Source organism: Sulfitobacter sp. W002, from assembly GCF_025142135.1.
In the GTDB taxonomy this organism is placed as follows: Bacteria; Pseudomonadota; Alphaproteobacteria; order Rhodobacterales; family Rhodobacteraceae; genus Sulfitobacter; species Sulfitobacter profundi.
The window spans coordinates 1,915,357-1,936,131 of sequence record NZ_CP081126.1 but is presented as its reverse complement, the minus strand read 5'-3'; the positions used below and the strand labels follow the sequence as shown (position 1 = coordinate 1,936,131).

The following is a 20,775-nucleotide window of genomic DNA, read 5'->3' as shown; positions in this document are numbered from 1 at the left end:
TGGCTCACGCGTTAACCACTTCAGCGAAAGCATGACGAATTCCTTAACCGCCTGCGGTATTAATGATTTGGTAATCATTTCGGCCGCATTGTGCCGCTGTCGTTTCAAAAACGGCTGCTGTATTGGCCAAGTCCTTATGGGTGAGTTTCAATGGGCAATACCGGCCACACCGCGCAGAATGTTGTCGCCATGTCAGATCATCGGACGCATGTTGGCTATGGCCCGCTGGCGCAGGTCGAAGCCTATTGGGAAGCCTTGCGTGGCAACAGATTGATGCCGCGGCGGTCCGATATCGACCCGCGCGGAATAGAGGCCGCGCTGGAATACGCCTTTATCCTTGAACGTGTCGCGGTGGGTGTTGGGCGGTTGCGTATCGCGGGCGGCCATCTGCGCGACCTTATGGGGATGGAGGTGCGGGGCATGCCAATCACCGCCTTTTTCGGCACGCAATCGCGTCCCCGCGTCAGCGAGGCGCTGGAAGAGGTTTTTCAACTGCCCGGTCAAACCACCCTGCATCTCAGCGCGGCTGCCTCCTATGGGCGACCGGCTTTGACAGGGCGCATGCTGCTTTTGCCGCTTAAAAGCGATCTGGGCGATGTCAGCCGGGTGCTGGGCTGTCTGGTCGTGCAGGGCGAGGTCGGCCAAACCCCGCGGCGTTTCGATCTGGCGCAAGCGACACGGCGCAGCGGCATTGGCGGAGCGACCAGAGCGTTGCGCTATGCCGCTCCGTTGCAACAATCAACTTTGCCAAGGGAAACCGGATTTGCAGAGGGAAAAGCCAGCTTCACCAGTGCCAAGATGGGAGATCTGCCGCCCTACCTGCGTCTGGTGCAGTCAGAACAGGAATAGCGCGCAAACCTGCCCTTCGAACGTAAAAAACGCCGCCCTGCATTATGCGGGGCGGCGTTGATCTCATCGTGGGTCGGCCAAGGCCGCGTCTGTTACCCAGCTGCCCGCGCTGTCTGTGCCGTGCGGCGGTTCGACAGTTCTTCGGCAACCAAGAACGCCAATTCCAGCGATTGGCTGGCGTTAAGGCGCGGGTCGCAGGCGGTGTGGTAGCGGTCCGACAGGTCTTCGTCGCTGACCGCCCGCACACCGCCGGTGCATTCGGTCACGTCTTGGCCGGTCATCTCGAAATGCACACCACCGGGGACAGAGCCTTCGGCGTTATGCACGGCAAAGAACTCATGCACTTCGCGCAGCACGGAATCAAACGGCCGGGTCTTGTAACCGGTCGAGGATTTGATCGTGTTGCCGTGCATCGCGTCACAGGTCCAGACGACATTCGCGCCCTCTTCCTGCACGGTCTTGATCAGACGCGGCAAGTGATCGCCCACCTGCCCCGCACCAAAGCGCGAGATCAGGGTGAGACGGCCCTCTTCGTTCTCGGGGTTCAGCTTGGCCATCAACTGCTTGAGGTCATCGCTGGTCATCGAGGGGCCGCATTTCAGGCCGATGGGGTTTTGAACACCACGGGCAAATTCCACATGCGCGCCGTCTGGCTGCCGTGTGCGGTCGCCGATCCAGATCATATGGCCCGAGCCTGCCAACCATTTGCCAGTTTGGCTGTCGCGGCGGCAAAGCGCCTCTTCATACTCCAACAGCAGGGATTCGTGGCTGGTGTAGAATTCCACCGATTGCAGCGTGTGCGCGGTTTCCGCGGTCACGCCAGCGGCGGCCATGAAATCCAGGGTGTCAGAGATGCGGTTCGCGATCTCGCGGTATTTCTCGGCCTTTTCGTCATCGGTGAAGCCCAGGGTCCAGCCGTGGACTTGATGCACATCCGCATAGCCCCCGGTCGAGAAGGCCCGCAAAAGGTTCAGCGTGGCGGCGGCCTGCGTGTAGGCGCGCAGCATCTTTTGCGGGTCCGGAATGCGGGCCGCTTCGCTAAAGGCCAGATCGTTGATGATATCACCGCGGTAGCTGGGCAGTTCCACACCATCGACCACTTCGGTCGGCGCGCTGCGCGGTTTGGCGAATTGACCGGCCATGCGGCCCAGTTTGATCACCGGTACTTTGGCACCATGGGTCAACACGATGGCCATCTGCAACATCACTTTGAACGTGTCGCGAATGGCGTCCGAGCTGAACTGCTCAAAGCTCTCGGCGCAATCGCCGCCCTGCAAAAGGAAGGCTTCGCCACGGCCAGCGGCGGCCAGATGTTTCTTCAGTCGGCGTGCTTCGCCCGCAAAAACGAGGACCGGATAGCGTGCCAGCTGTGCCTCAACCGCTTGCAATGCGGCTTGGTCAGGGTAATCGGGCATCTGGACGCGCGGTTTGCTGCGCCAGCTCGAGGTGCTCCAGTCTGTCATCTTTCTACTCCGCTCCACAGCGCCGAGTGTCGGCGCTTCGTGATCTTTCTCTATACAAAGGCGCGGGTAAAGTGACCAGAACCGAAATGCGCCCTATTGACGTGGCGTGAGGCCCGTGGGCAATGTTTTTGGCAAGTTCTGGCGGCCATGGCACATGTCGGCAGAGACGACCTGAATAGAAAGACGCCGTGATGTCCCAACCGCGCCCGGCCACCCGCATGCCCCCCCAGACCGACAAGCCGCGGCGCTTCGTCTTTGTGCTGTTGGAGAATTTCACCCTGCTGAGCTTTGCCTCGGCGGTGGAATGCCTGCGTATCACCAACCGCATGCTCGAACGCGAGGTCTATCAATGGCAGGCCGTGGGCGAAAGCGGTGAGACCTGCACAAGCTCGGCCGGCGCGGTCTTTGCGCTTGATGGCGGGTTAGAGGAATTGGGCCGCGACGACACGATTGTGATCTGCGGCGGCCTCGACGTGCAGGCGGCGACCACCAAGAAGCTGTTGGCCTGGTTGCGCCGCGAGGCCCGCAAAGGGTTGGTGGTGGGCGGCCTGTGCACCGCAGCGCACACGCTGGCCAAGGCCGGGCTGCTGGATGGCAAACGCGCGACGATCCATTGGGAGAATCAAGACAGCTTTGGCGAGGAATTCGAAGAGGTTATCCTGACGAAATCGGTTTTCGTGGTGGACGGCAACCGGTTGACCACGGCGGGCGGCACCTCGTCTCTGGATTTGATGCTGAAACTCATCGCCGATGACCACGGCGAAGAAACCGCCAATGCCGTAGCGGATCAGCTGATCTATTCGTCGATCCGCACGGACCAAGACACGCAGCGCCTGTCGGTGCCCACCCGAATCGGTGTGCGGCATCCCAAACTCAGCCAAGTCATTCAGCAGATGGAGCGTAATATTGAAGAGCCGATCAGCCCTTCGATCCTTGCGCGGGATGTTGGCATGTCGACCCGCCAGCTGGAGCGGCTGTTCCGGCGTTACCTGAACCGCAGCCCCAAACGGTACTATATGGAGCTGCGGCTGCAAAAGGCGCGTAACCTGTTGATGCAGACGGATATGAGCGTGATTAACGTGGCGCTGGCCTGCGGTTTCGCGTCGCCCTCGCATTTCTCTAAATGCTACCGCGCGCATTATCAAACCACGCCCTATCGCGAGCGCGGCAGCCAATCCACCCGGCAGCCCGCCTGAGGGTCAAGGCGTGATCCGGTAGACGGTGCCATTGCCCTCTGAGATGAACCAGATCGCACCTTCGGGGCCTTCGACGACATCGCGCACGCGGGCAGTCTCGGCGGTTTTGATCTGCTGGACCTCTTCCAGCGGGTCACCACTCAGCCGAGCGATGTAGTCGAACTTGAGCGAGCCTACGAAGATATCGCCTTTCCACTCGGGGAATTGCGCGCCGGAGTAGACCACCAGCCCCGCAGGCGCGATGGAGGGATCCCAGTAGAATTCGGGCTGCGCCATCCCCTCTTTCGAGGTGCCCTCGCCGATCTTCGCGCCCGAATAATGCTCCCCGTAGGAAATTACCGGCCAGCCGTAATTCGTGCCTTTGGTGATGCGGTTCACCTCGTCGCCGCCCTTGGCCCCGTGCTCCGACACCCAAAGCCGCCCTTCCAGATCCAGCCCCGCGCCTTGCGGGTTGCGGTGGCCGTAGGACCAGATCTCGGGCAGCACATCGGGCATATCGACAAAGGGATTGTCGTCGGGCACCGAACCGTCGCGGTTCACGCGGATGATGCTGCCGTTATGGGTGCTGCGCTCTTGGGCTGCGGGGCGATCGCCCCGTTCGCCGATGGTCACCAGCAGCGTGCCATCCGGCGCCTCGACCACGCGAGAGCCGAAGTGCTGCCCGCCGTTGCTGCCCGGTTTCATGGCGAAAAGCTCGGTCAGGGTCTCCAGACTGCGGCCATCTTCCGACAGGCGCGCGCTGGCCAAAGCGGTGCCCGCGCCGCCGCCTTCTTGGGGTTTGGCATAGGTCAGGAACAACAGGCGGCTCTGCGCGAAATCCTCGGCCAGGGTGATGTCCAACAGGCCGCCCTGCCCGACCACGGCCACCTGCGGCAGGCCCGATACCTCATGCCGTGCGCCGTCTTTTTGGTAGATCAAACGTCCGGCCTTCTCGGTCACCAGCAGACCGCCACCGGGCATGGGGGCGATGCCCCAAGGGGCCTCTAGATCCTCGGCCATGGGGGTGATCGTCAGGCTGCTCTGGGCGCTCACCGCGCCTGCGGCGCAGAGGCTGCTAAGGCCGATGAAAGTGGCGGTCGCGAAGTGTTTGGCGGATGTCATGGGCAGGCTCCTTTGAGCATGGGGGCTTGGAACAAGACATAGCCAGCGTGCCACCCATTTCCAGCATCCCACTCGGCACACGCGAAAAGCCGCCCGCGCAGAACACTTGATAAATCGCCTTTTCTTTTTCGAAACCACGACCTAACGTTCGATCAGAACGAGAGTTCAACTAAGGGAGAGAACCAAATGAAAAAAATATTGATGGCCACAACGGCCGTAGCTTTGCTCGCCACCGGCGCGCATGCAGAAGACACAAAAATCGGCATTCTGCTGGGCTTCACCGGCCCGCTGGAATCGTTGGCCAATGACATGGCTGCCGGGGCTGAACTGGCGATTTCCGAAGTTAATGAATCCGGCATGTTCCTCGACGGTGCCACCGTTTCGTCCGAGCGTGGCGACACCGGCTGCATCGACGCGGGTCTAGCCGTGGCTTCTGCTGAGCGTCTGATCACCTCTGATCGCGTCAGCGGTATTGTGGGCGGCATGTGCTCGGGCGAGACGACTGCCTCGCTGCAGAACGTCGCCATTCCGAACGGCATCGTGATGATCTCGCCATCGGCGACTTCGCCTGCTCTGTCGACCGTCGAAGACAACGGCCTGTTCTTCCGCACATCGCCGTCGGACGCGCGTCAGGGTCAGGTCATGGCCGACATCCTGAACGACCGTGGCATCAAAGAAGTCGCCGTCACCTATACCAACAACGACTATGGTAAAGGTCTGGCCGACAGCTTTGAAACCGCGTTCAAGGAATCCGGCGGCACCGTCACCATCAACACATCGCATGAAGACGGCAAAGCGGACTATTCCGCCGAAGTCGGCGCGCTGGCCTCTGCTGGTGGTGAAGTGCTGATCGTTGCAGGCTACGTCGACCAGGGCGGTGCCGGCATCGTGAACGGCGCGCTGGACGCAGGCGCGTTCGACACCTTCATGTTCCCCGATGGCATGGTCTCGGACACGCTGGAAGAAAAATTCGCCGAGATCGCGGATGGCTCTTTCGGTCAGAACCCAAGTGCGGCTGGCGAAGGTCCGGACAACTACAAGAAGATGGGCGAAGAAGCCGGTTTCGAGCCGACCAACGCCTTCTCGCCCGAAGCCTATGACGCGGCGGCTCTGATGCTGCTGGCGATGCAGGCGGCAGGCTCTAACGATCCGGCCATGTACAAAGAAAAAGTGATGGAAGTCGCCAACGCACCGGGTGAAAAAATCCTGCCGGGTGAGCTGGGCAAAGCGCTGCAGATCATCAAAGACGGCGGCGATGTCGACTATGTCGGTGCGTCGGCGGTTGAGCTGATCGGACCGGGCGAAAGCGCGGGCAGCTACCGTGAGATCGAGATGAAAGACGGTAAGATGGTGACGGTCGGCTACCGCTGATCTAAGCTTCGTCTGAAGCGCTTGCAGAGGCCCGGTCGCATCGCGATCGGGCCTTTTGCTTGGGAAATCGGCTTTTCTTCCGCGCAGGCAGCAAGTACAAAACTTCTATTGAGGACGTGGAAAACACGTCCCGTCTGGGAGGACAGGATGAAAAAGCAACCGATGGCCGTGCCGGTCAGGGCTCTGAGCATGTATCTTGCTGAGCGTGATTTCGGCAATGCTGCGCGATCTGCCTTTAACGAGGCAGCGGCAAGCTTTCTTCATAAAAGGGCCGCAGCGGTCCCTTCCAAGAATCTCAGCAGACTGTAAACAGGTAAGGCAGCGCGGATATGCGCGGCCCACCGCAAGACGACCAATAAAAACCAGCCACAAGGTGGCGGACACGGGGATGGACATATGATCGTCGTAGACGACGTACACAAACACTTCGGCGGGTTTCACGCCGTCGACGGGGCAAGCCTGTCGATTGAAAAGGGATCGATCACCGGATTGATCGGCCCCAATGGCGCGGGGAAAACCACGCTGTTCAACGTAATCGCAGGCGTGCTGCAGCCCACTTCGGGCCGGGTGACCATGGACGGTGAAGACATCACTGGCCTGCCCCCGCATGAGCTGTTCCATAAAGGGCTGCTGCGCACCTTCCAGATTGCGCATGAATTTTCGTCGATGTCATGCCGTGAGAACCTGATGATGGTGCCGGGCAAACAGTCGGGCGAAACACTGTGGAACACATGGTTCGGCACCAAGCGCATCGCCGATGAGGAACGCGCGCTGAAAGCCAAAGCCGATGAGGTGCTGGAATTCCTGACCATCGAACATCTGTCCGAACAAAAGGCCGGTCAGATCTCGGGCGGCCAGAAAAAGCTGCTGGAACTGGGCCGCACCATGATGGTGGATGCCAAGATCGTCTTTCTGGATGAGGTCGGCGCGGGTGTGAACCGGACGCTGCTCAACACCATCGGCGACGCCATCATCCGCCTGAACCAAGAACGCAATTACACATTCGTCGTCATCGAACATGACATGGATTTCATCGGCCGCCTTTGCGATCCAGTGATCTGCATGGCAGAGGGTCACGTGCTGGCCGAAGGCACGCTGGATGAGATCAAGGCGAACGAGCAGGTGATCGAGGCCTATCTCGGCACCGGCCTGAAGAACAAGGACAAGGTAGGCGCATGAGCAATGATCCCTACGGCGACCGCGGCAACAAAGATTGGTCGGTCGGCAACGCAAAGGGCCAAGGCAGCATCATGCCCAAGGCCAGCGGCAAAACTCACCCCGCCCCCGGCGGCCCCTTTCTGATCGGCGACAGCATGACCGCCGGATACGGCGCAGGCCCCGACATTCTGCATGACTGCACCATCGCGGTGGATCGCGGCGAAATCGCCGTGATCGTCGGCCCCAATGGTGCGGGCAAATCCACTGGTATGAAGGCGGTCTTTGGCATGCTCGACATGCGCAAGGGCCATGTGCGGCTGGATGGGGAGGATATCACCAACCTCAGCCCGCAAGACCGGGTGGCCAAGGGCATGGGCTTTGTGCCCCAGACCTCAAACATCTTTACCTCGATGACGGTCGAAGAGAACCTAGAGATGGGGGCCTTCATCCGCCGTGATGATTTCCGCGATACGATGGCGCAGGTTTATGACCTCTTCCCGATCCTCAAGGAAAAGCGCAATCAGGCGGCGGGCGAATTGTCGGGCGGTCAACGCCAGCAGGTCGCCGTGGGCCGGGCGTTGATGACCCAACCTAAGGTCTTGATGCTGGATGAGCCGACAGCGGGTGTCTCGCCCATCGTGATGGACGAACTTTTCGACCGGATCATCGAGGTGGCCCGCACCGGCATCCCGATCCTGATGGTCGAACAAAACGCCCGTCAAGCGCTTGAGATCGCAGACAAAGGCTATGTGCTTGTGCAGGGGGCGAACGCCTTTACCGGCACCGGCAAGGAGCTTTTGGCCGATCCTGAAGTCCGCAAATCGTTTCTGGGGGGCTGAACATGGATCTGCTCAACGCAATTATTGCACTTTCGAACTATGTGCTCATTCCGGGCATCGCCTACGGCTCGCAGCTGGCGCTTGGCGCGCTTGGCGTGACGCTGGTCTACGGCATCCTGCGGTTTTCCAACTTCGCCCATGGCGACACGATGGCCATGGGCACCATGGCGACGATCCTGATAACATGGCTGTTCCAATCCATGGGTCTCAGCCTCGGCGTGCTGCCCACGGCGCTTCTGGCCCTGCCCTTCGGCATCGGCTTTGCCATGCTGCTGGTGCTGGGCACCGACAGGGTGGTCTATAAGTTCTACCGTGAGCAAAAGGCCAAGCCGGTGATTTTGGTGATCGTCAGCCTTGGTGTGACCTTTATCTACAACGGCATCACCCGCTTCATCATTGGCGCGGACGATCAGAACTTCCTCGACGGGCAGCGTTTCATCATGTCGGCGCGGGATTTCAAAGAGATGACCGGCCTGCGCGAAGGTCTGGCCTTCAAGACGACCCAAGGCATCACCATCATCACCGCGATCATCGTTGTGGCCGTGCTGTTCTGGTTCCTCAACAAGACCCGGGCGGGCAAATCCATGCGGGCCTATTCAGATAACGAGGATCTGGCGCTTTTGTCGGGCATCAACCCTGAGCGGGTGGTGATGATCACATGGATGATCGTGGCCGCACTCGCGACCATCGCGGGCACACTTTACGGTCTTGATAAGTCGTTCAAACCCTTCACTTATTTCCAACTTCTGCTGCCGATCTTCGCGGCGGCCATCGTCGGCGGGCTTGGCTCTCCGGTGGGGGCGATCGCGGGCGGCTTCGTGATCGCATTCAGCGAAGTCACGATCACCTATGCGTGGAAAAAGGTGCTGGGCTATGTGATGCCCGAAGGGCTGCAGCCTGACGGCTTGGTGCAGCTTATGAGCACGGATTACAAATTTGCGGTCAGCTTCGTCATTCTTCTGATCGTTCTGCTGATCAAGCCCACCGGCCTGTTCAAGGGGAAATCGGTATGACCCAGACTGTGAAAAACACGATCCTTTTCGGGATCATCGCCCTGATGATCATCTACACCGGCTTCGCCCAAAGCTGGAACTCTGCCCTGCTTATCATCGCCATGGGCCTGATCTCTTCGATCATGGCGCTTGGGGTGAACCTGCAATGGGGTTTTGCGGGGCTGTTCAACGTCGGCGTCATGGGCTTTGTCGCCTTGGGTGGTCTGGCGGCTGTGCTGGTCTCCATGCCCCCGACCGAGGGCGCTTGGTCCACCGGTGGTTTCGCCATTCTGGGGGCGCTGGCCCTTGGGGCGGGCACCGTCGTGGCGGCGGTCATGCTGATGAAGCGCATGGCCCCCGGCACGGCGCGCACCCTTGCGGTGATTGCGGTGCTGGTCATCGGTTTCTTCATCTTCCGCGCCCTTCTCGACCCTGCGGTTGAGGCTGTCGAGGCGATCAACCCCGCGCAGACCGGCTATCTTGGTGGTCTTGGCCTGCCGGTGCTGATCTCTTGGCCTGTGGGTGGTCTCTTTGCTGCGGGGGCGGCTTGGCTGATCGGTAAGACGGCGCTTGGCCTGCGGTCGGACTATCTGGCGATTGCCACGCTGGGGATTGCCGAGATCATCATCGCGGTGCTGAAAAACGAAGACTGGATGAGCCGCGGCGTGAAAAACGTGATCGGCCTGCCCCGTCCGGTGCCCTATGAGATCGATCTGCAGAACAGCGCCTCCTTTGTGGAACGCGCCGCCGGCTTCGGGTTTGACCCGGTGGAGGCCTCGACGCTTTGGGTCAAGCTGCTTTATATCGCGCTTTTCGCGGCGGTGCTGATCCTTTTGCTGTGGATGAGCCAGCGTGCGCTGCATTCCCCTTGGGGTCGGATGCTGCGGGCAATCCGTGACAACGAAGTCGCGGCTGAAGCCATGGGCAAGGATGTCACCGCGCGGCATTTGCAGGTTTTCATCCTCGGCTCTGCCATCTGCGGCATTGCGGGTGCGATGATGACCACGATGGACAGCCAGTTGACGCCGGGTACCTATCAGCCGCTGCGCTTTACCTTCCTTATCTGGGTGATGGTGATCGTTGGCGGGTCGGGCAACAACTTCGGCGCGATCTTGGGTGGTTTCCTGATCTGGTTCCTCTGGGTGCAGGTCGAACCAATGGGTCTGTGGCTGATGAGCCTGATCACCGCTGGCATGTCCGAAGGCTCGGCATTGAAGGCGCATCTGATCGAGAGCGCTGCGCATATGCGGCTGTTGACCATGGGCATCGTGCTGCTGCTGGTGCTGCGCTTCAGCCCACGCGGGTTGATCCCCGAGCGGTAAGCTGTGGGTGAGATCCCCTCACGAAAAGGGGCGCGGTATTGCTACCGCGCCCCTTTTTTGTCTGTCCAGCCTCTCAGCGCCCTTTGAACAAGCCGCCTAAGATGCCGCGTACGATACGGCGCCCGGTGGTGCCTTTCAGTTCCTTGATCACCGCGCTTGCGATGGCATCGCCAAACCCGTTTGATGCCTTGCGGCCCGACCGGCTGCCGCCGCTGCTGCGCGCCCCGCCATAGCGGCGGGCCTTTTGAAACTCGCGGGCGGCTTCATCCTCTGCCTCGGCGGCGGCTTCGATTTTCTCGGCCTCTTTGGCCGCCGCTTCGGCGCGGGCCTTCAGCATCTCATAGGCCGAGTTGCGGTCTTGAACGGTCTCATATTTCCCCGCCAGATCGGACTCCGCCAGCACCGCCGCACGCTCTGCCACCGTGATTGGCCCCAGCCGAGAAGACGGCGGGCGGATCAAGGTGCGCTCCACCACGCCCGGCACGCCCTTGCGTTGCAGCATAGAGGTCACCGCCTCGCCCACGCCGACCTCGCGGATCGCCTCTTCGGTGTCGAAACGCGGGTTTTCGCGGTAGGTCTCTGCGGCTTGGCGCAGTTCCTTGCGGTCGCGCGCCGTAAAAGCGCGCAGCGCGTGTTGGATCCGGTTGCCAAGCTGGCCCAAGATATCGTCGGGCACATCGGCCGGGTTTTGGGTGACAAAATAGACGCCGACCCCCTTAGAGCGGATCAGGCGTGCCACCTGCTCTACCTTGTCGACCAGCGCCTTAGGCGCGTCGTCAAACAGCAGATGCGCTTCGTCGAAGAAGAACACGAGCTTCGGTTTGTCGGGGTCGCCGACCTCGGGCAGTTCCTCGAAAAGCTCGGACATGAGCCACAGCAGGAAGGTGGCATAGAGCTTGGGCGAGGCCATGAGTTTGTCGGCGGCGAGGATGTTGATCCGTCCGCGGCCTTCGGCATCGCAGCGCATGAGGTCCGACAGCGCCAGCGCCGGTTCGCCAAACAACTGCGCGCCGCCTTGGTTCTCCAGCACCAACAGCCGCCGCTGGATCGTGCCCACCGACGCGGTCGAGACATTGCCATAACGCAGCGCCAAGTCCTTCGCATTCTCGCCCACCCAGACCAGCAGGGATTGCAGGTCTTTCAGGTCCAAAAGCGGCATCCCCTCTTCGTCGGCCACGCGAAAGGCGATGTTCAGGATGCCCTCCTGCGCCTCAGAAAGGCTGAGCAATTGGGCGATCAGCAGCGGGCCCATCTCGGAAACGGTGGTGCGGACGGGGTGGCCCTGCTGCCCAAAAAGATCCCAAAAGGTCACCGGAAAGGATTGATAGGCATAGTCGTCAAAACCGATCTTTGCCGCGCGTTCGGTGAAGGGGACATGCAGTTTGGCGGTCTCGCTTCCCGCGACTGCAAGGCCGGACAGATCGCCTTTCACATCCGACAGAAACACCGGTACCCCGGCATTGGCAAAACCCTCGGCAAGGATTTGCAGCGTCACCGTCTTGCCCGTGCCCGTCGCCCCCGCGATCAGCCCGTGGCGGTTGGCATAGCCGAGGTCGAGAAATTGCTTGGTCGCATGGTCGGGACCGCCGCCGCCGATAAAGATGTCACTGCTCACGCTGGGGCCTTTCTGTCAATTTTAGCCATTCGTCCGTTCCACTAGAGCATACAAACTTAACCTTTGCGCGCCATAGTGAAGGCACCCCGCCCGCATGTCCTTCTTTCGGGTGGGTGTACTTCCTCCCTGTTAGACTTGGCCGCGCCCTCGGGTGCGGCCCTTTTTCTGCCAAGGACTGTCGCGGGCCCCTGACAGATTGTCGCATTTTTCCTGTTGACCGGCATCACCTGCTTGCCTAACGTGGCATTAATAAGTCGGCCCAGTCCGACGGGGAGAAAGTACACGGAAAGGGGGCGCGCTGCGTCCCCTTTTGCATTTTTGGGGTCTAAACCCCTGAGAACGTGGGGAAACTGCCCCCTCGCAGGTCGGCATGAAATCGCCCGAACCACGAGTGAAATGACCCCATGGCCACTGACAATCCCGGGGCGGCGTGGTAAGGGGCGGTAACGCAACAAATGTGGATATGACATGAGCAAGTTTATGACCGCCCTGCCGCTTTGTGCAGCGCTTGCACTGACGGCCCCGATGACGGCTTTCGCCCAGACCGCCACGGAAGAACAGCCTGCCCAGACCGAAGAGCAGCAGCTCCAGCCCGGCACCAGCGGCAATGCCGCTCAGATCGAAGAGCAGTTGAGCCTTGGCGAAGACGCGGACAAAGACCCCGAACTGGGCAAGCCCTACACCAAGAAAGAGATTGGCTCCTGGGAGATGCGCTGCATCAAGACCGAAGAAGAGGTCGACCCCTGCCAGATGTACCAGCTCCTTGCGGATGGCGAAGGCGCGCCGGTTGCCGAAGTCTCGCTTTTCCGTTTGCCTGATGGTGGTCAGGCCAAAGCCGGTGCCACGGTTGTTGTCCCGCTTGAGACCGCCCTGCCCGCACAGCTGACCCTGTCGGTCGACGGTGGCAAAGCCCGCCGCTATCCCTATGCTTTCTGCAACCCGGTGGGCTGCTATGTGCGGATGGGTCTGACAGATGCCGATATCGGCGCCTTCAAGCGCGGCAAGCAAGCGGTGCTGACCATCGTGCCCGCCCTTGCCCCGGATCAAGAAGTGAAGCTGACACTCTCGCTCGACGGGTTCACCGCGGGCTATGACGAAGTGTCGGTGATCGAGCAGTAAGACACTGCCGGTGACGTGAGTTTAAATGCCGCTCCCGACCTCGGGGGCGGCATTTTTCGTTGCTGGTTCTGGGATCAGGTGCGGCGCAGCGCCAAGACGGCGTTCATCCCGCCAAAGGCGAAGGCATTGCTGAGCGCCACATCGACCTGCGCCTCCCGCGCCTCATTGGGCACCACGTCTAGGGCGCATTCCGGGTCGGGTTCTTCATAGCCGATGGTGGGGGCGATCACCCCATCGCGCAACGCCATGATACAGGCCAAAAGCTCAACCGCGCCGGTGCCGCCGATGACATGGCCGTGCATCGACTTGGTGGAGGAAATCATCAAGCGATCCGCATGGGTGCCGAAAACATCCGCCACGGCGGCGCATTCGGTCTTGTCGTTGGCCGCCGTCCCGGTGCCATGAGCATTGATATAGCCGACCTCTCCGCGGTTGATCCCGGCATCCTGCAGCGCCCCCTGCATGGCCCGCGCGGCCCCGGCCTTGGAGGGCATGACGATGTCGCTGGCATCCGAGGTCATGGCGAAACCTGCAACCTCGCAAAGGATTTCGGCCCCCCGTGCCCGCGCGTGGTCATAGTCTTCGAAGACAAAGACCCCCGCGCCCTCGCCCTGCACCATACCATTGCGGTTGGCCGAAAAGGGCCTGCAAGCATCGCGGCTCATGACGCGCAGCCCTTCCCAAGCCTTCACCCCGCCAAAACAGAGCATCGATTCCGAGCCGCCCGTCACCATCACCGGGCTCATGCCGGAGCGGACCATCGCGAAAGCCTGCGCCATCGCGTGGTTGGACGAAGCACAGGCGGTCGACACGGTGAAGGACGGGCCGCGCAGGTTCCATTCCATGCTGACATGGCTCGCGGCGGCATTGTTCATCAGCTTGGGCACCACAAAGGGATGCACCCGATTTTTGCCCTCTTCATAGACCGCGCGGTAATTGTCGTCCCACGTGGACACGCCACCGCCCGCCGTGCCCAGCACCACACCGGCACGGGCCGCCAACTCATCGGTGAAGGTCAGCCCCGACTGCTCAATCGCTTCGCGGGCGGCCGTGAGGGTGAATTGCGTGAACCGATCGTAAAGCGCGATTTGCTGGCGGTTATAGCGGCCTTCGGCCTCAAACCCGCGCACTTGTCCACCGATGCGGATGGCCAGCCGCTCCACATCGCGGAACTCAAGCGGGCCGATGCCGCATTTGCCTTCGCGCATCGCGGCGAGTGTCTCTGGCACCGACAGGCCCAGAGCGTTGATCGTGCCGGCGCCTGTGATGACAACTCTTTTCATGGGCTCAGCTCTGTTCGGCCTTTAGCCGGTCCACCCCGGCCACGATGCTACGCACAGTCGAAATGTCGAAATTGCTCTCGCTGGGGCTGTTAGCATTGAAAGGCACGTTGATGTCGAATGTCTCTTCTATGGCGAAGATGCATTCGACGACCCCCATGCTGTCGATGCCCAGATCCTCGAGCGTGCTGTCGAGCGTGACATCCTCCGGCTCGATCATGGCCTGTTCGGCGAGGATGGTAATGACCTGATCCTGAGTGCTCATGGCTGCGTCCCTCAACATATGTCCGCGGCAGGTTTAGTCAGCCTTGTCGGCTTTGGAAACCACCTTTTGCAGGGCCGCGACATCACGCAGCAGTTTGGGCAAGCGCCGCAATGCTTTGTAGATTTCGGTTTGTTTGCTCATCTGCGTGGCGGGGTACCCGAGCATGGTCCGGCCCTCGGGCACGTTGGACAGCACAACCGTCCCGCCGCCCGCGATCACCCGGTCACCGATGGTGATGTTATCGGCCAGACCGACCTGCCCGCCCAGCACGACATTGTCGCCCACACGGGTCGAACCACCGACCCCGGCCTGCCCGCAAAGCAGACAGTTTTTGCCGATCACCGCGTTATGGCCGATGTGGACGAGGTTGTCGATTTTCGTGCCATCGCCCACGCGGGTGTCGCGGATGGTGCCGTTATCGATGGTGGAGCCCATGCCCATCTCAACATCCGCGCCGATGGTCACAGCGCCAAGCGAATGAATGCGGGTCCAAGGCTGCGGTGCGGCGTCGCCCTGATCGCCCAAGGTCTGCCGCGCGCTTTCCACGGTCGAAAGTTCCGCCGTCACGAAAGAGAAACCATCGCCGCCCAAACGCACGCCCGATTGGGCGATGAAACGCGCCCCGATGCTGACCCGCGCACCGATGCTGACATGTTCGCGCAGGAAAGAGCCTTCGCCCAGTGATGCATCCACGCCGACAAAACACAGGGGCCCGATCACGCTGCCCGCGCCAATCCGCGCCCCGGCAGAGATCACCGCCAGCGGCCCGACCGAGACATCATAGCCAAGCACGGCCTCGGGGTCGATCACGGCTGTAGGATGGATGCCCGGTTTGAACCCCTGCCCTTTGTCGAGCATGCGCGTCACGCCGGAAAGCGCATAGCGCGGGCGGTTGGGCAGGATCGCGGCCTTCAGCCCCAGAGCCCGCCAATCCGCCCCTTCCCAAAGCATCGCCACCTCGGCGGCACCCTCAGAAAGGCTGCTGGCATAGCGCGGGTCCATCGCCAGCGCCATCTCACCCTGTTTGGCGCTGGCCGGTTCGGCAACGCCGCTGACCATGAGTTCGATGTCGCCCTCGGCGGTGGCGCCGACGGCTTTGGCAATTTGCTGAACACTATAGGTCATTTCGGGCGGCCCTTACTTGTTGCGCGCCCGAGAGTTACCCCTGAACGCCGCGCAAGGCCACCCCCGCCTTGGCCAGCGCGTTCCAGATCAGCGCATCCCGGCCATAGACGTCATCGCGGTACTCGGTATGGCCACGGGCATTGGTGACGGCGGTGCGGTAGATCAAATGCACGGGCACCTGCTCTTCCAAGACGATCCGGGTCTCGCGTCCGCTGCGCAGCACGGCCTGAAACTCGCCTTCGGGATCCGCAGACTGCGGGGCCATCAGCGCATAGGCAAACTCAAACGGTTCGGCCAGACGCACGCAGCCATGGCTGAAGGCCCGCACATCGCGGTCAAACAGGCTCTTGGCTGGAGTGTCATGCAGGTAGATGTTGTACTTGTTGGGGAACATGAACTTCACCAGACCCAGAGCATTGGTGTTGCTGGGCGGCTGGCGCATGGCAAAGGGAAAGGTCCGCGCGGTGTATTTGTTGAAGTTCACCGCACCCCGGTTCACCTTGCGGCCCCGGCTGTCTGTGATCTCAATATGGTTCACGGCATAGGAGTTGCGCTTGAGCTGCGGCAGGTATTCCCCCACGATGATCGAGCGCGGCACATACCAGCTTGGGTTCACCACCATATGCTCCATCACATCCGAAAATTCGGGCGTGGGGCGGTCTTCGCGGGCGGCACCAACGACCGAGCGGGTCTGGAAGGTGGTCTTGCCATCGTCGATGATCTTGGCCGAGAAATCGGGGATGTTCACAAGGATATGACGTTTGCCGCGGTCGGTGTTAAACCACCGCTCGCGCTCCAGCGCCACCATGACCGATTGCAGCCGCTGCTCTACGCCGATGTTGATCTGCTTCATCGTGGCCGGACCTGCGACACCATCGGTGTTCAGCCCATGGGCTTCTTGGAACTGGCGCACGGCATCGGTGAGGCTGGCGTCATAGCCAACGGCGTTGGACCGCTCCAGATAGCCCATGGCGATAAGACGGTTGCGCAGTGCGATCACGTCATTGCCAGTATCGCCCGGCTCAAGCTTGCCTGCGGGAACCGACGGGCCCCAACCGCCCTGCGACAGCAGCTTTTCCATCGCGATTTTCTCTTTGAGCAGCGCATTATACTCAAGGCTGCGCGGCGGCAGGGCGCGGAAATAAGCAGCGGGAGTGGATTTGGGCAGGTCTTGCAGATAGGTCTTGCGGTCACGGTAAGGGATTTCACGCACGATCTGGCTGATGATCCGCTTGGGGATCAGCACGCCGGTCTGTATGTCGCGGGCGTAGCGCAGAAAGACGCGGCTCAGTTCAACTTCGGCGAATCCCCGGTCGCGCGGGCTCTGCGCGTTGCGCAGCATGTCCAGAACGGCATCGGGGTTATAGCGCGTCACCGGCAGGCCGTGGTCATCCGCCGTGGTGATCGCCCGCAGCAGTTCCGAACGGCGCACACGGTGTTCCTCGGCGGCACCGGTCCAGATCGCGGCGTAGTCATTTTCGCGGTAGAAAGCGGCGATATCATCGTCTTGCGCGGCGGCCTCGGCGACCGCCTGTTTGAAAGCAGTGACCTGCGCCGTGGCGGGAACGGCAAAGACCAACGCCGTAATCATTAGGGCCAGCCCCGCGATAAGTTTGGGCAGATGCCGTGAAAATGTCGCGCTGAATCCCATGTCGTTCCCCGTAAATATACCATTGCCGCCGAGCGACCCTATTGCCTGCCCGGTTTGCCAATAATAGGACGCGCAAGTCCATTCAAATTTCCGTTCGCAGAGAAATCTGGTTTTGGTCTGTGCGCATCGGGCATCGGTTTTCCCTGTAAACACTGGGTTTTTTAACCGCATTGCGCAAAAAATTGCCTAAATTTGCACCTCTCGGGAACCTTTCCGATTCAGCCCTTGGTCAGATTTTCCCGCTATGCAATAACAATGTTGCATCTGGGGATGAGATGAATGGCCCATGTAACATCTTGGGTAACTTAGGCAGACGACGGGACAGAGACACATGACAGGCACAAGCTCCTCGGGTATGACCCGACGCGCCCTTCTGGGTGCATTCGCAGCAACCACCGTTGCAGCAGCTCCCACCTTCTCTAACGCGGCAGGTTTTCTGCGTGGCGCTGGCGATATTCGCCGCATCCGCATGTTCTCCGGCCGCACAGGCGAACGGCTGGACATGATCTATTGGATCGAAGGTCACTATATCAAAGACGCCTTTGCCGAGATCAACCACTTCATGCGCGATTGGCGGACGGATGAGGTCACCAACATGGACCTGCGTACCGTCGACATCATGGCCGCGTCGCATAACCTGCTGGATGTGAATGAGCCCTATATGCTCCTGTCCGGCTACCGCAGCCCGAAGACCAACGCGATGTTGCGCTCCCGCTCTAGCGGTGTGGCCAAGAACTCGCTGCACCTCAAAGGTCAGGCCGCTGACCTGCGCCTCGCATCGCGCTCGGTGCATCAGGTGGCCCGTGCGGCGATGGCCTGCGGCGGCGGCGGTGTTGGGCGCTACTCCGGCTCCAACTTCACCCATATGGACTGCGGCTCGGTGCGCAGCTGGGGCGGCTGATCGCAGCCTCTCCGGTGAAATGAGTGATTTGTTAAGGGCGCCTTCGGGTGCCTTTTTTGTTAGGTGCTTTTGGTGCGCGCGGGCTTTCCCCTGCCGTGGCGCGCCTCTACGGTCGCGCTGGAATAAGGCCGGGGGGTGACATGCAGGCAAAGGGTACAGCGCGAATTGCGGTGATCGGATTCGGGCCACGGGGCCTTGGCGCGTTGGAGGCCCTGTCGCAGCGCCTCAAGACCACCGACCGCCGCGTGCAGATCGATATTTACGAGCCCGGCCCCTACCCCGGCGCCGGACCAAACTTCGCCCCATCAGAGCCGGCCTATTGTCTGCTCAACATCCCATACCGCGATATCGCCATCCGGCCGCCGCAAGGAACGACCGTGGGGCGCTTTGCGGACTGGCAAGACAAGCCCATCGATCCCGACAGTTTCCCATCCCGCGCCGATATGGGTCGCTACCTCAACGCGCGTTGGGATGATCTTTTTACACAGGGTTTTAAGAAAACCGGCGCGACGCTCAGGCTGATCCCGGCCCAAGTCTCGCGGATCTCGCGGAAAGACTTAGGCTGGCGTGTCGAATCGGAGTCCGGCGCGGAGGCAGTCTATAACGAGGTCCTTCTCACCCTCGGCCAGCCGCCCGTAGAGGCGGACGCGCAATGGGCCGGTTGGCAAGATCACGCGGCGCAGACCAAGGCGGAGGTCGCGCAGGCCTATCCTGCGGCAGCGCTCGGTGAACAGGCGGCGGGCTGGCAGGGCAAGCAAGTCGCCATCCGGGGCTTGGGTCTGTCGACCTATGACGTGTTGCGCAGCCTGACCACGGCGCAGGGCGGCGGTTTCGATGCGGCGGGCTATCACGCCTCGGGCCGGGAGCCGAGGCGCATTCTGCCCTTCTCGCTCAACGGTCAGCCGCCTTTCCCCAAACCGGGAAATGCCGCCCTCGACGCGCTTTTCGAGCCATCACCGGAGGAGACCACCCGTTTTACCCAAGCCGCCACGGCAGCGGTCAGCGCGGGGCCTGAGGTGGCATCCTCGCTTATCTCTGGGGCCTTGGTGCCCGTGGTGGCCCGCATCCTTGGGCCGCAGAATGTGAGCAAGGCGCAGATCTTGGACTGGCTGCAAACGGAATGGTCAGACCCCGGCGCGCAGGACCGTCTGCCCCCGATGGACGCCCTGCGCTATGGGATAGACCTAGCCGCCGGAGAGGTCGCACCAAGCCCCGGCTACGCGCTTGGGCAGGTTTGGCGCAAATGGCAGGATCAATGGCGCGCGGCCTTCAATCCGGGCCACGCAACCCCGGAGACGGCAAAGCGGTTGATAGACTTCGACGAGGGGCTAAAGCGGTATTCTTACGGGCCGCCCCTGTCGTCGGCGCGAGAACTGCTGGCCCTGATTGACGCGGGATTGGTTGATCTGGCGCTCACCATGAACCCCGAAATCGCGGAGACAGAGCAAGGTTGGACCCTCCGCTCACAAGGGCGGGCGGCGAAAGTCTCAGTCATTATCGACGCGGTGCTTCCCGCGCCGGACCTCTCCAACATCAAGGGCCCGCCCCTGCCCGACCTCATCACGCAGGACCTCCTCGCGCCGGTCTCAACCGATCTGGCCGCGGCGATTGCGCCCGACGGCACCCTATGTGACCAAGGCGAACAGCCCGTTCTCGGCCTTTGTCTCTTGGGCCGTTTGGCGCTTGGCAGCGTGACGGCGGTGGATTCGCTGCATGATTGCTTTGGCCAATCCGCCGACCGTTGGGCGCAGGGCGTGATTGAAAGACTGTCGGCCTAAAGCGCTGTTGAAAAGCTACAACAGTTTGTGATCCCGTTATAATGATGGAACAGCCCGGCCCTGAAACGGTTTCCCCTTCAACACGAGATTGAAGAATAGGGGAACGACGCAATGAGAAGACGACATTTCATCACCGGTATAGCAGCCAGCGGCGCAGCATTCAGCGGCGGCCTCGCCACGCCCGCATTGGCGCATCCGCCCAAGAAAATGCCGAACTATGATGTGCCGCCAGAGATGATGCCGCGCAAAGTGCCGATCGCGGCGGGGGCGCCGCCCTATGAGATCCACGTCGATCCCGATAACTTCGCGCTCTACTGGACGCTGCCCGACAATATGGCGTGGCGCTATACCGTGGGCGTCGGTCGCCCCGGTCTCTACGAATCCGGTGAGTTCTACGTGGGTGCAAAGAAAGAATGGCCAAGCTGGACCCCGACGCCGGATATGATCGACCGTGAGCCGGAGAAATACGAGAAATACGCCGATGGTATGGATGGCGGTCTGGACAACCCGCTAGGGTCTCGGGGCCTCTACCTCTTTACCGAAGAGCGCGGCGACACCTTTCTGCGGATCCATGGCACCAACGATCCCAGCACGCTGGGCAAGCGCGTCTCCAACGGCTGCGCCCGTCTGGTGAACGACCAGATGGCCGAGCTTTACGACCGGGTACCGATGAACACCCGCGTGGTGCTTTACGAGCCGCTGGGCTAAGTGATCCCGCATTACAAACAGAGTGCCCGGAGCGGAGAATAT

Annotated in this window: 19 protein-coding genes; 12 read left to right on the top strand and 7 right to left on the bottom strand. The window is 61.3% G+C overall.

The window, feature by feature from the left end:
• The first annotated feature begins 189 nt into the window (after positions 1–189).
• A complete protein-coding gene (locus K3758_RS09540) occupies positions 190–849 on the top strand; it encodes a PAS domain-containing protein (RefSeq protein ID WP_259944282.1) in 660 nt (219 codons plus the stop codon).
• Between the two features lie 92 nt (positions 850–941).
• Here K3758_RS09540 and K3758_RS09535 read toward each other — a convergent pair whose 3' ends face one another.
• On the bottom strand, positions 942–2,312 hold the full coding sequence (locus K3758_RS09535) for a class II 3-deoxy-7-phosphoheptulonate synthase (RefSeq protein ID WP_259944279.1): 1,371 nt from the start codon (positions 2,310–2,312) through the stop codon (positions 942–944).
• A gap of 191 nt (positions 2,313–2,503) precedes the next feature.
• Between K3758_RS09535 and K3758_RS09530 the strand changes: the two genes are divergently transcribed.
• The gene (locus tag K3758_RS09530; RefSeq protein ID WP_120351075.1) at positions 2,504–3,508 is read left to right on the top strand and encodes a GlxA family transcriptional regulator; all 1,005 of its coding nucleotides are present in this window, start codon (positions 2,504–2,506) and stop codon (positions 3,506–3,508) included.
• 3 nt (positions 3,509–3,511) lie between these two features.
• Here the strand turns inward: K3758_RS09530 and K3758_RS09525 are convergent, their stop codons facing one another.
• A complete protein-coding gene (locus K3758_RS09525) occupies positions 3,512–4,609 on the bottom strand; it encodes a PQQ-dependent sugar dehydrogenase (RefSeq protein ID WP_259944277.1) in 1,098 nt (365 codons plus the stop codon).
• Positions 4,610–4,795: 186 nt separating this feature from the next.
• On the opposite strand from K3758_RS09525, the gene K3758_RS09520 reads away from it, so the two are divergent.
• From K3758_RS09520 to K3758_RS09495, 6 genes are all read left to right on the top strand, one after another.
• A complete protein-coding gene (locus tag K3758_RS09520; RefSeq protein WP_259944275.1) occupies positions 4,796–5,980 on the top strand; it encodes an ABC transporter substrate-binding protein in 1,185 nt (394 codons plus the stop codon).
• Positions 5,981–6,127: 147 nt separating this feature from the next.
• Complete coding sequence (locus tag K3758_RS09515) at positions 6,128–6,289, top strand: hypothetical protein (RefSeq protein WP_259944274.1); 162 nt, start codon at positions 6,128–6,130, stop codon at positions 6,287–6,289.
• Between the two features lie 87 nt (positions 6,290–6,376).
• Positions 6,377–7,159 carry an ABC transporter ATP-binding protein gene (locus K3758_RS09510; protein ID WP_259944272.1) on the top strand — a complete coding sequence of 261 codons (783 nt, stop codon included), beginning with the start codon at positions 6,377–6,379 and terminating at the stop codon, positions 7,157–7,159.
• Positions 7,156–7,977 carry an ABC transporter ATP-binding protein gene (locus tag K3758_RS09505; protein WP_093926183.1) on the top strand — a complete coding sequence of 274 codons (822 nt, stop codon included), beginning with the start codon at positions 7,156–7,158 and terminating at the stop codon, positions 7,975–7,977. The genes K3758_RS09510 and K3758_RS09505 overlap by 4 nt, the downstream gene beginning before the upstream one ends.
• Before the next feature lie 2 nt (positions 7,978–7,979).
• Positions 7,980–8,990, top strand: coding sequence for a branched-chain amino acid ABC transporter permease (locus K3758_RS09500; protein ID WP_259944270.1), 1,011 nt, complete (start codon positions 7,980–7,982; stop codon positions 8,988–8,990).
• On the top strand, positions 8,987–10,291 hold the full coding sequence (locus tag K3758_RS09495) for a branched-chain amino acid ABC transporter permease (RefSeq protein ID WP_259944269.1): 1,305 nt from the start codon (positions 8,987–8,989) through the stop codon (positions 10,289–10,291). The genes K3758_RS09500 and K3758_RS09495 overlap by 4 nt, the downstream gene beginning before the upstream one ends.
• A 73-nt stretch (positions 10,292–10,364) precedes the next feature.
• Here the strand turns inward: K3758_RS09495 and K3758_RS09490 are convergent, their stop codons facing one another.
• Positions 10,365–11,906, bottom strand: a complete 1,542-nt coding sequence (locus K3758_RS09490; protein WP_259944268.1) for a DUF853 domain-containing protein — start codon at positions 11,904–11,906, stop codon at positions 10,365–10,367.
• A gap of 468 nt (positions 11,907–12,374) precedes the next feature.
• On the opposite strand from K3758_RS09490, the gene K3758_RS09485 reads away from it, so the two are divergent.
• A complete protein-coding gene (locus K3758_RS09485) occupies positions 12,375–13,025 on the top strand; it encodes an invasion associated locus B family protein (protein ID WP_259944266.1) in 651 nt (216 codons plus the stop codon).
• Between the two features lie 74 nt (positions 13,026–13,099).
• Here the strand turns inward: K3758_RS09485 and K3758_RS09480 are convergent, their stop codons facing one another.
• Genes K3758_RS09480 through K3758_RS09465 form a run of 4 tightly spaced genes read right to left on the bottom strand, consistent with a single transcriptional unit; the run spans position 13,100 to position 17,346 of the window.
• On the bottom strand, positions 13,100–14,308 hold the full coding sequence (locus K3758_RS09480; RefSeq protein ID WP_259944265.1) for a beta-ketoacyl synthase: 1,209 nt from the start codon (positions 14,306–14,308) through the stop codon (positions 13,100–13,102).
• A 4-nt stretch (positions 14,309–14,312) separates the two neighbouring features.
• The gene (locus tag K3758_RS09475) at positions 14,313–14,570 is read right to left on the bottom strand and encodes an acyl carrier protein (protein ID WP_259944264.1); all 258 of its coding nucleotides are present in this window, start codon (positions 14,568–14,570) and stop codon (positions 14,313–14,315) included.
• A gap of 33 nt (positions 14,571–14,603) precedes the next feature.
• Positions 14,604–15,695: a UDP-3-O-(3-hydroxymyristoyl)glucosamine N-acyltransferase gene (gene lpxD, locus K3758_RS09470; RefSeq protein WP_259944262.1), complete on the bottom strand. Its 1,092-nt coding sequence runs from the start codon at positions 15,693–15,695 to the stop codon at positions 14,604–14,606.
• Between the two features lie 34 nt (positions 15,696–15,729).
• Positions 15,730–17,346: a murein L,D-transpeptidase gene (locus K3758_RS09465; protein WP_409202599.1), complete on the bottom strand. Its 1,617-nt coding sequence runs from the start codon at positions 17,344–17,346 to the stop codon at positions 15,730–15,732.
• 331 nt (positions 17,347–17,677) lie between these two features.
• Here K3758_RS09465 and K3758_RS09460 point away from each other — a divergent pair, with 331 nt between their 5' ends.
• The 3 genes from K3758_RS09460 to K3758_RS09450 all read left to right on the top strand — a co-directional run bounded on the left by K3758_RS09460 (position 17,678) and on the right by K3758_RS09450 (position 20,733).
• A complete protein-coding gene (locus K3758_RS09460) occupies positions 17,678–18,247 on the top strand; it encodes a DUF882 domain-containing protein (protein ID WP_120351067.1) in 570 nt (189 codons plus the stop codon).
• 140 nt (positions 18,248–18,387) lie between these two features.
• Positions 18,388–20,025 carry an FAD/NAD(P)-binding protein gene (locus K3758_RS09455; protein WP_259944259.1) on the top strand — a complete coding sequence of 546 codons (1,638 nt, stop codon included), beginning with the start codon at positions 18,388–18,390 and terminating at the stop codon, positions 20,023–20,025.
• A gap of 111 nt (positions 20,026–20,136) precedes the next feature.
• Positions 20,137–20,733: a L,D-transpeptidase gene (locus K3758_RS09450; RefSeq protein WP_409202598.1), complete on the top strand. Its 597-nt coding sequence runs from the start codon at positions 20,137–20,139 to the stop codon at positions 20,731–20,733.
• Positions 20,734–20,775 lie beyond the last annotated feature (42 nt).

What these genes read in the sequence shown, in the direction of transcription:
- K3758_RS09520 (WP_259944275.1), top strand. Translation starts at nt 4,796, where the DNA reads ATGAAAAAAATATTGATGGCCACAACGGCCGTAGCTTTGCTCGCCACC.
- K3758_RS09495 (WP_259944269.1), top strand. Translation starts at nt 8,987, where the DNA reads ATGACCCAGACTGTGAAAAACACGATCCTTTTCGGGATCATCGCCCTG.
- K3758_RS09500 (WP_259944270.1), top strand. Translation starts at nt 7,980, where the DNA reads ATGGATCTGCTCAACGCAATTATTGCACTTTCGAACTATGTGCTCATT.
- K3758_RS09540 (WP_259944282.1), top strand. Translation starts at nt 190, where the DNA reads ATGTCAGATCATCGGACGCATGTTGGCTATGGCCCGCTGGCGCAGGTC.
- K3758_RS09485 (WP_259944266.1), top strand. Translation starts at nt 12,375, where the DNA reads ATGAGCAAGTTTATGACCGCCCTGCCGCTTTGTGCAGCGCTTGCACTG.
- K3758_RS09505 (WP_093926183.1), top strand. Translation starts at nt 7,156, where the DNA reads ATGAGCAATGATCCCTACGGCGACCGCGGCAACAAAGATTGGTCGGTC.
- lpxD (WP_259944262.1), bottom strand. Translation starts at nt 15,695, where the DNA reads ATGACCTATAGTGTTCAGCAAATTGCCAAAGCCGTCGGCGCCACCGCC.
- K3758_RS09525 (WP_259944277.1), bottom strand. Translation starts at nt 4,609, where the DNA reads ATGACATCCGCCAAACACTTCGCGACCGCCACTTTCATCGGCCTTAGC.
- K3758_RS09530 (WP_120351075.1), top strand. Translation starts at nt 2,504, where the DNA reads ATGTCCCAACCGCGCCCGGCCACCCGCATGCCCCCCCAGACCGACAAG.
- K3758_RS09460 (WP_120351067.1), top strand. Translation starts at nt 17,678, where the DNA reads ATGACAGGCACAAGCTCCTCGGGTATGACCCGACGCGCCCTTCTGGGT.
- K3758_RS09450 (WP_409202598.1), top strand. Translation starts at nt 20,137, where the DNA reads ATGAGAAGACGACATTTCATCACCGGTATAGCAGCCAGCGGCGCAGCA.
- K3758_RS09455 (WP_259944259.1), top strand. Translation starts at nt 18,388, where the DNA reads ATGCAGGCAAAGGGTACAGCGCGAATTGCGGTGATCGGATTCGGGCCA.
- K3758_RS09480 (WP_259944265.1), bottom strand. Translation starts at nt 14,308, where the DNA reads ATGAAAAGAGTTGTCATCACAGGCGCCGGCACGATCAACGCTCTGGGC.
- K3758_RS09535 (WP_259944279.1), bottom strand. Translation starts at nt 2,312, where the DNA reads ATGACAGACTGGAGCACCTCGAGCTGGCGCAGCAAACCGCGCGTCCAG.
- K3758_RS09465 (WP_409202599.1), bottom strand. Translation starts at nt 17,346, where the DNA reads ATGGGATTCAGCGCGACATTTTCACGGCATCTGCCCAAACTTATCGCG.
- K3758_RS09510 (WP_259944272.1), top strand. Translation starts at nt 6,377, where the DNA reads ATGATCGTCGTAGACGACGTACACAAACACTTCGGCGGGTTTCACGCC.
- K3758_RS09475 (WP_259944264.1), bottom strand. Translation starts at nt 14,570, where the DNA reads ATGAGCACTCAGGATCAGGTCATTACCATCCTCGCCGAACAGGCCATG.
- K3758_RS09515 (WP_259944274.1), top strand. Translation starts at nt 6,128, where the DNA reads ATGAAAAAGCAACCGATGGCCGTGCCGGTCAGGGCTCTGAGCATGTAT.